General features: G+C 44.7%; 9 protein-coding genes. All 9 read right to left on the bottom strand.

Annotated elements, in window-relative coordinates; genetic code table 11:
• Nucleotides 1-4 precede the first annotated feature (4 nt).
• The 9 genes from DW657_RS14810 to DW657_RS14770 all read right to left on the bottom strand — a co-directional run bounded on the left by DW657_RS14810 (nt 5) and on the right by DW657_RS14770 (nt 12,414).
• Nucleotides 5-892, bottom strand: a complete 888-nt coding sequence (locus DW657_RS14810) for a hypothetical protein (RefSeq protein WP_118313222.1) — start codon at nt 890-892, stop codon at nt 5-7.
• A 33-nt stretch (nt 893-925) separates the two neighbouring features.
• Nucleotides 926-2,182: a PD-(D/E)XK nuclease family protein gene (locus DW657_RS14805; RefSeq protein WP_118313221.1), complete on the bottom strand. Its 1,257-nt coding sequence runs from the start codon at nt 2,180-2,182 to the stop codon at nt 926-928.
• A 56-nt stretch (nt 2,183-2,238) separates the two neighbouring features.
• On the bottom strand, nt 2,239-2,544 hold the full coding sequence (locus tag DW657_RS14800; protein WP_118313220.1) for a hypothetical protein: 306 nt from the start codon (nt 2,542-2,544) through the stop codon (nt 2,239-2,241).
• Nucleotides 2,544-3,323 (bottom strand): hypothetical protein, encoded by a 780-nt coding sequence (locus DW657_RS14795; protein ID WP_118313219.1) that lies wholly within the window; start codon nt 3,321-3,323, stop codon nt 2,544-2,546. The genes DW657_RS14800 and DW657_RS14795 overlap by 1 nt, the downstream gene beginning before the upstream one ends.
• 46 nt (nt 3,324-3,369) lie before the next feature.
• Nucleotides 3,370-4,575 carry an SPFH domain-containing protein gene (locus DW657_RS14790; protein WP_118313218.1) on the bottom strand — a complete coding sequence of 402 codons (1,206 nt, stop codon included), beginning with the start codon at nt 4,573-4,575 and terminating at the stop codon, nt 3,370-3,372.
• Between the two features lie 67 nt (nt 4,576-4,642).
• On the bottom strand, nt 4,643-7,435 hold the full coding sequence (locus DW657_RS17930) for a hypothetical protein (protein WP_158577398.1): 2,793 nt from the start codon (nt 7,433-7,435) through the stop codon (nt 4,643-4,645).
• 52 nt (nt 7,436-7,487) lie between these two features.
• Nucleotides 7,488-10,298: a zinc-ribbon domain-containing protein gene (locus DW657_RS14780; protein WP_158577397.1), complete on the bottom strand. Its 2,811-nt coding sequence runs from the start codon at nt 10,296-10,298 to the stop codon at nt 7,488-7,490.
• 669 nt (nt 10,299-10,967) lie between these two features.
• Complete coding sequence (locus DW657_RS14775; RefSeq protein WP_118313216.1) at nt 10,968-11,792, bottom strand: nucleotidyl transferase AbiEii/AbiGii toxin family protein; 825 nt, start codon at nt 11,790-11,792, stop codon at nt 10,968-10,970.
• Nucleotides 11,785-12,414, bottom strand: a complete 630-nt coding sequence (locus DW657_RS14770; RefSeq protein WP_118313215.1) for a hypothetical protein — start codon at nt 12,412-12,414, stop codon at nt 11,785-11,787. Before DW657_RS14770 ends, DW657_RS14775 begins: the two co-directional genes overlap by 8 nt.
• Between the last annotated feature and the right edge of the window lie 378 nt (nt 12,415-12,792).

The raw sequence follows: 12,792 nt of genomic DNA, 5'->3' as shown, positions 1-12,792 counted from the left end.
TAAATTATAGTGTTGCGGAATTAAGGATATCCACAACTTGCTCAGTTGTTGCTTCAACCTCTTTTAGGGCATTATTGTAAGCTTTGTCAGGAGAAAGCAAATTATAAACAGTAAAACAAAAAACAGCAAGACCAATAAATCCTACAACAATTATTACAATCTGCTTATTTCTTCTTATTAAATCCAACCAGAATCTCTTTTTTGCATCTACCTTTGCTGCTTCAGATTCTGCCTCAACCTCATCAAGCAAGCGCTGAATCTTAGGGTTGTTGCCATAATACATTCTTGCTTTGCGAACATAGCGCTCTACTTCTGCCTTGTTTTTCTCTACATCTTCTCCAGACTTGAAGTTAACTAATGCAGATTCGAGGTGCTCGAAGATGTCTTCTAACTCCTCACTTGCCTCAGGTGTGATGTTGCTACCACAATTAGGGCACTTGTCAGTCAGTTCAGGAACAGAACTACCGCAGTAAGGGCAGGTCTTGCCACGACGCTTGTTCATAGCTGCTGCTACGGCCTGATCAGCCTTTTGCTGCTGTGCATCAATGTACAGATCAACCTCGTCAACATTCAAACCCAGAGCCTGTGCTTTGTTCAAAAGTACCTGACGCTCCTTGGTAGAGATGATACCGTCGGTAAGGTACTCTTTGATGAGGTCATCAAGTTCCTGTGGAATTGCACCTTCCTTCTTAGCAGGCTTAGCTGCCTGAGGAGCCTGTGCTTCCATTTCTTTCTTGCGCTTAGCAAGACGACCCTCAAGTACCAGTTCAAACTCGTCGCGGTCGATGCCCATGGCCTCGGCCTTCTTGAAGAGAAGATTCTTCTCTTTGTCAGTCAATACACCATCTGCCAATGCTGCAGTGATGAGTGCTTCTAACTTCTCGTTGTACATAGTAAAAATAATTTTATTTGTTCACTTGTTTTGCTATTTTACAAGATTAATAACTTGATTGATATTGTCAATCATATCATCAAGCGTATTTTCTATATTTTTAGTAACGGTATTTAAATCGTTATAATAGAAAACTCCAAAAGAATTGTATCGGGGCTTATCTTCTGATTCCACTTTCTTAGGGGGAACCATAGTTGCAAGTTTAGCTCCTCTAATGATCCTATCAGTCTCTTCATTCCAATTCTTTGTATCATGTTCTTTGGAATATTTTGGCTTTTTCGAAAGCATATCTAAAAAACCGGCTCTCAAAGGATGGTTACCTTGCTGTTGGAGCACAAAGATACCCTTTTGGGGGATAAGATACTTCAATTCAAGGAGGGCTTCACCATGGTAGTAGCTAACTCTCATAAATAATTTGTCTTTATTTTCAGTACCATTTTCTCCCCAGATTTCTTGATCAGAAGTGACGATTATTGGCTGAAAATCTTCACCAAACTTCTTTTCTAGTTTCTTGGTTAATTGCAAGGCACATTGGTGCATAACAAGCTTCTGCCATATATCATTGCAGCGGAGGGTGGAAAAATCCTCATTTTTGAGAATTTCCCAATTGTCAGTATATTTAATTTTTTCCAAACAGTTGTTGGTATATGTGTAGAATGCATCAATAAACTCGCAATATTTTTCCAGAAGTTCCTTGTAAAACTTATCTTTGACAAGAGCCAGATTGTCGTGTAGGGTTTTAGAGTAATCTGCATATGTCACAATTATCCATCCGGATTGTTTGACAGCTTCTTTGTCTAAGAAATCTTCAGCTAATGTGAGTAAGATATACTTTGTCTTTGGAAGTTTTGCGTTTCCTTTCCAATTCTCAAACTTTGCAGTATTGAGTCTTTTTAACTTCAACTCTACTTTACATTGTGCTTTGTCTGCCTCTTCGTTAAGAGCGTCAACTTTCTTTTGATAATTTTCAAGCTGAGCCTTATAAGCTATACTCTTGAATTTATTCTCTAGAACCAGACGGATTTTTCCCGTTTCTGATTCCTCATCGTTGATTATTTTCTCGCAAATACTAAAATCAAAATTCTTGTATTCGCGTTTGACTTCCATACAATCTGTATTATAATCAAAAGTATCTTCTCCTAACCAGGTAGAAAGAATCTTTTTGAAAAGGGCTTGCGTATTCTTATCTTCTGCTAACCATGCCAAAAAGTTGCTATGAAACAACTCTTTGGATGATAAGGATAGCTGGAAGATAGGATTGTTGTTTAATTTTTCTACAAATGTATCCATAATTCTTCGTTATAGTTTCTAAGACGATGTCGTACTTGTTTACGACATCGTCTTGTTTATAAATAAGAAGCAATTCCGCTTGGACAAGCATAAGAACTTAGTGCTCTTCCTTTTTCTATCTTTACTTGCTTTCTAGTATTTTCCTTTAGCGTTTTGCTATTTTTCCCAGTTGCTGCTGAAAGTTGCTCTAGCAGAGATTGCTCTATGGCATAGAAAGAGTCTATATCTTGTGCTAATGTGCTGACTTTCTTTTCTAATCTTTCTATTTTACTTCTACGTAATCCTGGAATGAATCTAAAACAGATAGAACTAACTATACTTGCGGAGCCAAGTATTAGCGAAATGATAATTCCTGAATCCATTACTCTTCTAAGATGCTTTCGTAATAGTCTAGTTGCTTAGTAAATTCAGCATCACCTCGCAAGCTACGTCCTTTAGACATCACTTGATCAAATTTCTCGCGCCAAGCCTTTTTCAATTTCTCTTCGGCAAAAGATTTAGATATAAGAAAAAGTGCACCAAACATCCAACCAACAATAGGTATAATAATACCTGCAATTGCCACCATTTTATAGCAGTTAATTTTTATGTCAAGGAAGCCCAATTTCTTGTTAGTTCCTGCTACTGACAAAGCTAAAAATTCAATGATGTCTTCTTTGGTGTTAGGAACAGGGAATGTAGATATTATATCTATTTTCTTGTCAGCAATGAATTTCTCCTTTAGACCGTTTTTTTGAAAAGGAGCAGCCTCTTCTATTTCTTTTTTCTCAGATTCTGTTAAGGTTATCTCGCTTAACTTCTTTGAAAGAATCTGAACTGAAGAAACAGAATTAACAGGGGTCGTAATCTCATACCCACACTCACACTTCACGGTCATAGGAGGAATCTGTCTGCCGCAATTAGGGCATACTCTACCAAATTCCTCTTTCTTCTTTTGGTCAATCTTTTCTTGTTTGGCATCTTCTGCCAAATCGTGTTCTTTCTTGCGTTTCTGCAATATGGAGTTGATGTAGATTTCCAACTCGGTGAGATCAACACCTTCTGCTGTCGCACGTTTTACGAGCGCAGCTTTCTCATAGTCTTCAAGAACACCATCTTCTAGGGTTGCTTGAATCAAATTCTCTAATTCTTTTGAAAACATAATTGTTAATATCTTTAATTGTTAAAGATTAATTATTGAAAGACTATTACATCCCCGGCATAGTAGGAGGCATTCCCGGCATCTGTGGGGCGGTGCCTTGGAACAATGGAGCGAGTTCTGCTACATTGCCGGCAAACTCCCACTGCGCCATGCCTTTCTTCCAAACGTATGACTGCTGGGTGAGCTGACCCTGCTGAACGAGCTGCTGGAGCTTGTTCCAATCGCATGGACCATACTGCTGACCATTGATGCCAATATAATACTGTACCTGAGGAACTGCAGCACCCATTCCCGGCATCTGAGGTGCATCACCCATGCCTTTCTGACCTGGCATCTGAGGAGCTCCGCCCATCTGACCCATGTTGTTCATACCACCACCCATAGTCTGCTGGCGGAAGGCATTGATGCCATTATCTGTGGCATTGTTGAGAACACCAGCATTGAGGTTTGCCTGATGAGCACCCATAAAGGTCTGCTCTGTCTGGAGACGAGAAGCACGCTGCATCTCCTCACGCTGAATACGCATGGTTTCACGCTGGTTCTCCAAGTTCATGCGCTGCAATTCCTCCTGACCGCCAAGGTCGAGTTCCTGCTTTCTGCCCATGGCATCGAGATTCAGCTCAGACTGCTTCTTGAGCATATCCTGCTGAAGGTCGTTGTTGAGGTTGAAGTTGGAAATCTGGGCATTATGCTGAGCCATCATACGCTCCTTCTCCAGATCGGCAGTGAGGGCTTTGAGTTCACGATAGCCACGGCTCTCCTTATCCACGTTGATGCCTGTGATGTCGAGACTGCGGATGGTGATGCCGAAAAGCTTCTCTACCTGTGGAGTAACACGCTGCTGGATGAGTTCGCTAATCTCAAAAATCTTGCGTTCAATCTGAACTACAGGAATCTGAGCGTCAGAAGGGGCATTGCTAACTACACTCTTGATGAACTTGGTGAGCTGGCCACGAAGCTTGTTCTTGAAAGTCTCGTCGCTGTAACCCTCATTTCGGTTCACACTATGGAAGAGATCCATATCCTCGATGGCATATACTACGGCACCATGTACAGATACAGGTACGCCATAATCTTGCAGGCGTGGGTCGAAGACATCAAAGTAAGGGATGGCAAAGTTCAGCTGACTACCCTTGCTCAGGTTGCTGAGGTTGGTCAGGTTGTTCTGTTCCACTCTTCTCGCTGCTTCTTCGGCAGCCTGTCTTTTTTCTTCTTCTACTTCCTTGGAAGATTTAAAACCAAAAAATCCCATATGTTTCAGTTTTTATGATTGTTATTATTTTTGTTATTTACTATAGAATCCCTTTGTAGGGGACAGATTATTTCGTTGTATAGATTCGCTTCGTCTTGCCCTGGGCATCTACTTCTACGAAGGTGTCTGCTCCATATTGGCGGCTTGCGTCGTGATAGTTGAATGAATATCCCGTTTCGTAATTGCCGTCGATGGTAGGTCGGCTTACTTGGTCGATGCTATCCAGCATTTCCGGTTTCAAGCCCAGCTGCTGGTACAGATGCTGCTCTACCATGTTTCGGATGGCATTGAGATTCTCATCCACATAACCACGAATCTGGTCGATGAGCGACTGGTTGCTCTTATCCTTCTGCAGCAGGCGCTGTCGCATGGTCTTCTTGAGCGGAGAGCCGTCTGCCTTGATAGGAGCTGGTGGCATCGCATCATTCTGCAGTGCAGATTCTACCACATATTCCCTGCGACGGACATGGAGCATCGGGTTGCCGTAGAGGCAGAACATCAGGGCGGTGCTCATAGAGAAACAGTCATCCTCTACATGTCGGCACATGTTGAAGTAATCGCACTTAGCCTGGAGCATCGCCTTTCCGCCCGTCATACCCTTGAACTGATAGAGCGGATAGAGGCGCATCAGCACCTCGCTGCCTGTGCCTGGATTCAACAGAAGTTGGCGGGCTTCATCCGTTTCCTCATTAGAGAACATCGGAACCGGAATGAGCGAACCGGTATAGAGCAATACGCCACCTCCGTAGAGGGCGCTGAGCAACATGGAGTCGTTTCGTTTGTAACCGGCATATCGGGCTCCGAAACAAGCCACGGTATTGAAGACTCTTGCCCTGCCTTGGTTGAGGAGCGAAGGATTGAAAGCTTCATCCTCACTATAGAATCCGCACATGCCCTCTGCATCGGCACCATGAAGATTGAACATCAGCATATCTGCCTTGTCCAAAGACTTGCAATAGATGCTGAGGCTTTCCGAATCTTCGGTCAGCAGCTTCGGACTGATATACATTCCGTTGCGGATCAGCTCAGGATCGTCGGTATTGTAAAGGAGTGGCAGGTGCTGGGTCATCGTGCAGCTGGCTGGAATCCAGTCGCGGTTGCTGATCATCAGAACATTGCCAACAGGAATACCGCCGCCATACATACTGCTGATGTTGAAGTAAGCACCGATGTCGCTTCGGATATCCGTATCGAGCTGACCGTCTTCCAAAGGCAGACGGGCCACATTGTTGCGGGCGCAACCTACGGTGAAGTCTGAATCGCGACTATCCAGCAAATCTACGATATAGGTGCCTTCGAAGGCATAGCACGTATCTGTAGGGATTCGCTCGCCGCCATACGGCCATGGGTCTTCGACGCGAGGGATAGGAATCACATCGTCACCTCCTATTATAAATAGGTGTAGGTCGGGACCAGCTGTCAGGTTGTTGTCTGCGATGCAGCGGGATACTGCTTCATTGCATTCTATCCAGGATGGAGTCTCATGGGTGGAATCCAGTCCATATTGCGAGATGTCGAGGAATGTCCAGTACATCTGCTGGTCGTAGGCATTCTGTATGAAGTCGTTGAAGACATCATATACCTCCTGGATGGTGCAACCGTATTTTCTAGCCAGTGCATTGCCATCTGTCAGGATGATGCCGTAGTGGTCTTCCAAGGGGTCGGGCTGGTCGATGGGTTCATCGGCTGTTCTAGCTTCTGATGCCATCTGCACGGCTTCCGGCTGTGGAGCCGCCTTGCTTTGTCCCGGCATAGGTGGAGGAGTTGCACCGCCTGGCATACTTGCCATTTGAGGCTGCTGACTGATCGCATTGACGCTTCCCAATCCCATATTATTGGCAGCCTGCAGAGGATTGAAGCCTCTCATCTGGTTGAGCTTCACGTTCTGGGCATTAAACTTTGGCATCGGAGGAGGTGTAGGCATCTGAGGTGGTACAGCCATCTTGCTCTTCTCCTTCGGGATAAATTCCGAAAGGGTCGTATCGCAATAGAACTGATACCATTCTTCTGGCTGAGGCTTATCCTCCAACATCTCTTTCACGGCATACCATAGGGCACTTAGCGGTTCACTCATTCCGTTTTGTACGGCCTGGTCGAGATACAGGATGGTCTGCTGTCTGTAGTAATCCTGCTTTCCATTCTTGTGGTAGTCGGCAAGATTATCAAGAGCCATCAGCAGGGCAATGTCGCCTTGCGGACAACCGAAACCGCCCATTCTTGGCAGAAGCACGGTGGCATTGTCGATATTGCCGGTCTTGATGAACGCTACATGAGCCCAGAAGAGTTGCCAGTAGTTATCGGTACGGGAACCGAAGAAGGCAAGGGCGCACTTGTCGGGATACATCGAGGCAAGCAACAGATGATAGTAGAACTGGATGTTGTTATCATTCGTCATCACACGTGCCAACTGCTCCAGACTGTTGAACTTGCGTTTCAGAATGTCGGTATGGTTGGTCTGGATGGCATTGAAGACCTCGGTCAGAATCTGCTCTGCCAGGAATTCGTTGCCCTTGCTGCCTTGCAGGATATGGATGTTCTGACGTACCTGATCTATGATCTGGTTGGCTCTTAGGGGAGCAATATGCCATTGGATGCTCAACTGGTTGAGCTCTGCCAACTTCTGATTATCCAACTTGCCATCCACCAGTCGTTCCTGCACAGCCTGCAGAAAGAGAGTCTCATTCTGCTGATAGATCTCAGTCTGAGTCTTCTGTGCCTCATATACAGTCTGGTTGTTAACCGTACTGTTGTTGGTGGTATGGGTTGTTGTTGAGGTGTTATAGTTGTTTTGCGTATTGTGGGAGTCGGAATGGATTCCGCCTACCACAGCCGCATCACCATCAAGTTTAATATCGCTCATAGTCTGATTACTTTATATGTTTAGACTTCTTGTTGCATTTTCTGGAGAGGGCTTACCATTGGAACGGTGCGCCACAGTCTGGACAGTTTGGAGTGCCTGGTGCAATGTGGATGGTGTGTCCACAGTTGTAGCACTGGCATTCTATCAATTCCTGCTGAGGAGCTGCCTGTTGTGGAGCTGCTTGGCTTCCTGCAGAATTTCCACCGAGTCCACCATTGAAGGCGTTCAGATTGTTGGCGGCAGCAGTGCTTACCTGCGAGATGTTGTTCATAGCCACATCCTGGGTATGATCTACTCGCTCCTGCTGGCGTCGGTTTTCCTCTTCCAACTGATTGATGCGCTGTTGCTGCTGGCTTTGCTGGGTGCCGCTGATGCCGGTGGCTGTATCTTTTATCATGCCGGCCATCTTCATCATGGCTTCCATCTGAGCATTGCTGTTCTGCTGTTGCATCTGTAGCATCTGCTGCATCATCGCTTCCTTTTCTGCTGCAGTCTGTCGCAGGTTTTCGGCTTCCTTCTCGCCGCTATAGGCGTTTGCCATAGCTACCTGTGCATCTCCGGTGAGGTGGGAGAGTTGTGCGGCACGAATCTGTTCGGCGGTCATATTGGCGAAATGGTTGTCACGATTCATCTGTTCATTGCTCTGAATGGTGGCTACGTTTTCTTCGTGCTGATATTTCTGCTGGTCGAGCTGTGCCTGCATCTGAGCCATCTGCTGCAGCTTATCCATCTGGCGCTGATGGTGGTTGGCTTCCAACTGGTCATCGTCCATCTTTTCCTGGCGGTTGCGCTCATAGGCAAGGTGGTCGTCTTCCAGTTTCTCGTTGCGTGCCAGGAGATGGTCTTCCTTATCCAGTTCGCGTTGACGCATCATCTGCTGGAAATCGTAATCATCCTCCTTCGCCTTTCGGTTGAAGTCGCGGTTGTATTCCTTTTCTTCCAGCATCCACTGGCGTTCACGCTCTTCATCTTCGATGCCCCAGTTACGGCGGCGTTCCAGATCTTCACGTTCCCAGTCGTGGTCGGTACGGGAATCATCGAGTGCCCATTCTGCCTTGAGACGGGCTGTGTCGATGTTCTGCTGGCTCTGGATGCGCATGATTTCCGTGATTTCCTCACGAGGAATCTTCTTGTGTGCAAGTTCATCTTCGAGCACTTCCATTTCCTCCTGCTTGACTAGACGGTTCTTGCGGAGGTCTTCCAGGGCTTCGAACTCCTCTTCCTGGGTCTTAGCCTGGCGGATGCGCTTCTGACTTTCGAGCATCTGGACGAATTCCTCCAACTCATCATCGTGGAGCAACTGGTCTTGGTTGATACCCTGGAGGGCATGGCGCAAATCCTCGGTATTTTGTGCTGAAGAAATCTGCTGGGAGTTGGCCTCTACTTCCATACGGTTGCGGAATTCTCCGGTGCGGTGCATGAAGTCGAGTTCCTTCTCAGTGTTATAGAGCTGGCGTTCTACCTGACGGAAACGCTCAAAGTCCTGGTTGCTGTCGGTGATATTCAGAACCTGAGTGCATTCTATGCCGAATACCTGCTGGTTGATGGTCTGGCGGATCTTCTCTTTCAGTACATTTACAGTTTCGGCAGTCAGTCCGGCAGACTCGTAGTTCTGGTTGCGGAGTTCCTGGCGCAACAGGGTTTCTACGGTACCATTGAGCAACTGCTGTAATTCTCTAGTTGTTACGCTGTTGCGGTCGGTAAGGTAATTGGTGGCGAAGGTATGAATATCGCTGATGCTCATCTGGAGAGATACTCCAATCTGCACATCATGGATGCCCATCGGAATGGTGTATGGCTGAAAGGCAAGTTCGCCATTCTCGTTCATTGCTCCACCGAAGGTGAGGGTGATGAAACGGTTGCTGACGATATAGACTGACAGGATAGGAGCCTGGGTGATGCGGGCTAAGATGCGGGCATAATCCAGTTGGCGCTTCTTGGCTTTTTCTTTCTGTTCACCTTTCTTTTCGCCGAAGATGATGCGACCGAGCCAGTTGAAGCCACGGCCTACTTCTCCTACGATACCGAGCTGGCGGAAGGTAGGCTCAGCCTGGCGCTTGCGGTCTCGTTCACGCTTTTCGGCTTCAGCCATATCTTTCTCAGCCTTTTCTACCGCATTCTTGATAGCAGCCTGCTCTTCTTCTACAGACTTATAAAAGAGGTATGCACCTGCTGAGAGGGTTGAAACCAGCTCACCATTGGCAAAAATGATGGCGGTGCAACCTTCCTGAACGATGATACCTTTCAGTTTTTCTATTTCGTCGAGTTCCCGTTCGCTAATCTTGCGAGCGATTTCTCCTGGTTGGATATTCCAGATGGTTCTGCCTCTTACCACGTCAACACCATCCACAGCTTCCATACTGCGGCGGTCGCGGCTACGTTCAGCTTCTCTTTCGGCTGCAATCTGTGCCTGTTCAGCCTGCTGCTGTGCATTTCTGGCATCACGGATTTCCGACTGGCTTTCAGTAGCTTGCTGGTTAACGGCTCTTCTCTGTTCTTCTGCAATCTGGCGATTGAGCGCACCACCAGTCATGGCGTTTGCTACAGAGCGAACGGCATTGGTAAACATACCCTTGCAGGCTTGTGGAGTCTGAGGGGCTTGTGGAGACTGTGGAGCCTGAGGAATTACTGGGCGCTGAGGCTGCATCGGTTTTGGGGGCATACCCGGTGCTTGAGGTCTCATAGGTTGAGGCTTCATAGGCTGTTGAGGAGCCATAGCTTTCAGTGGTTGAGGACGTTGAGGCTTGCTAACTCCTTGTGGCTGGGTTGGAGCCTGTGGTTGCAAGTCAATAGGTTGTCCACACTTCGTACAGAATTTCATTCCCGGTTGCAGCATTGCGCCGCATTTCTTGCAATATGTCATAATGGTTATTGTTTTTAAGATTAAATGACTGGTTATTGTATCAGCGCAATAAATATAGCTATTAGCAGAATCACCCAAAAGAACTTGATGAAGCATCCTATGCATCCAGTGATGCCTTCACCTAAGAGTCCTCCGAGAAATCCCAAAAGCTGTATTCCCCAGCCCAGAATGCCGAGAAGTACAAATATTCCGATTCCTATTAATATGATAAGTAGTATTGTCATATCCCCTATAAGAATAATTTCATTTACTTTATACAATCGTTAAGAATATCAATTTACGTTGATAACTAACTCATATTTGGGTGCAAAGATATATAAAATAAATGAAACTGAATTGGTTCAAATTGGTTCAATTTTGCCTTGATTTGAATCAATTGTCCCAAAAATGCATTTTTTTAGTGAAAAATGCCCAAAAAGGGCCTTTTTAGCATTTCTTAAACTTTTGGGAGATGTAGTTGGAGAGGAATGTCTTTCTCCCGCTGAAGCCTATTTACCTCTTCCTTTCCCGATTGTACTCCTGAGCTTACACCTTATTATATATATAGGGGGGAATGCTTGCCGCAATTCCCCTCTCTTTTCTCTTGTGAAATGTGGAAGCCCACCCCCTTTAATGTCCGTTTTCAAAACTGATACTGCCCCTATGTGATAGGGATGGGAGATACCTTAACTATTCAAAGTTTATCATTTTTGCCAATTGCAGAAAGTATTCGTTGGACCAGATTGTCATTTCTTTAGGATTCTTTATAAACGGCATCACATCTGCTTTTACCTGTTTGATGTCTGCAGATTTTAGTCTTTGCTCCAAGTCGGCAATGAATTCTTCTTTTGATTTCTCGCATCCATTAAATTCTTTGATTCTTTCCTGTAGATGTCTGAAATCTAGAGGAATTCTATTTCGGATGTACCATTCGAAATCATACCAATCGCGTCCTTTTACCCGGTTTTTCCATGCTCGATAAACTAATGCGTGCATTTTGCCGGCAAATAAGTTGGGAAGGGTAAAGCATCTTGTCATGAAAGAACGAGGCTCTATCAGAAGTTTTTGCTCCGTAGTAAAATGGAGAGGTGGATTGGTATCTACTTCAATTTTGATTTTGATGGACTTTTCTGTTTGAAAGGAAATGTCATAAACGTCGGTGGTATCTTTTAAAAAGGCTGATTCTACTTTTCCAAAATTCTTCTTGTCCTTCTTCTGTATGTCCACTCTTCTCCCGATGGCATCAAACTCGTCGATAATTGGTTGGAAGTATTGGGAGAAGTCAAGACTTTCATCTTTGTTCAATAAAGAGAAATCCATATCTTCACTGAAGCGATTTAAACCGTGGAAAATGCGTAGGCAGGTTCCACCATAAAAAGCTGCCTTTTCGAAGAAGCCGCCTTGGTACAAACCGGCAAGAATTATTTGCTGGTTTACCTCAAAAGTAGCATTTCTTTTAGCCTGATCTGTAGAAAGATCATAAGCTGATAACATATTTTGGTATATCTCATTCATGTTGTAAGAGTTTTAATATTGTGCGTATGGATGTTGCCTTTTTCCCTATATTTGCATATTCTTCGAATATCTTGGGATTGAGCTGGTAGAATCTGTCCATATCAAATCTTAGGTTTTCTTCCAGAAACTCTAATGCTTCCTTTTTGTATCTCAGTTTGATACCTGGCTGGTTGGCAATCAAATCACATAATGCCTTTTCTGGAGTAGCCATTATATAGACATTGTTTTCTTCCTTTATCTGCGTAATTCCTATAGGATAGGTGGGTCTTGAAATATGATAGTAGCAAAAGTTGCCTATGGGTGTATTGTATTCCTTTGCTGTCTTAAAAGTCATGGATTGAACTGTATATACTGCTTCGGGTATTAAACCATAATATCTCAATGCCGTCTGCATAGATACATAAGATGGAGACAACAGATGGTTGGCGATAAGTCCGGAAGAGAGTGGTTGTCCCGTTTCTTGTGGGTTTACAACGAACAGATTTCGCCTGAGGCGGATGATTTCACCCGCCTTTTCCAGCTGTGCAACTTTTGCAAACTTGGTCTTTACATCTGGATATAGCGAAGCAATGACCGAAGATGTTACTGGAATATTGCCTAATGTAATTAGAATATTTCTCATTTGGGTGCAAAGATAGTCAAATTTTTGATAGAAAACAAACTTTTTCTTAGTTTTCTATCGAAAAATTAGCTTTTTCTAGTCTTTTAATGTAGCCAAAGGTATAACCTTTACTCCATCTACCCTTGATATGGCTTTATCGTAAATCATGTTTTCTACAGTTACTTTATATTTTTGCGACGTTTTACTTTGTATTTTAACGGTAGTTTACTTTGTGTTTTTGCGGTAAATGGTCTTGAAATTTAGCGATAGCACCGCCCTAACTATATAAAAATAGGTAGTTAGGACGGTGCTATCGCACTTTTTAATGTCCGTTTTCATAACTGATACTGCCCCTATGAGATAGGGGAGGAAGATGGGGGGATGAACTCCTTTGAGAAG

It is taken from the genome of Prevotella sp. AM23-5 (genome assembly GCF_003473645.1).
Taxonomy (GTDB): domain Bacteria; phylum Bacteroidota; class Bacteroidia; order Bacteroidales; family Bacteroidaceae; genus Prevotella; species Prevotella copri_A.
Note: the sequence above shows the minus strand (reverse complement) of the source record. Positions and strands in the feature narration are given on the sequence as shown.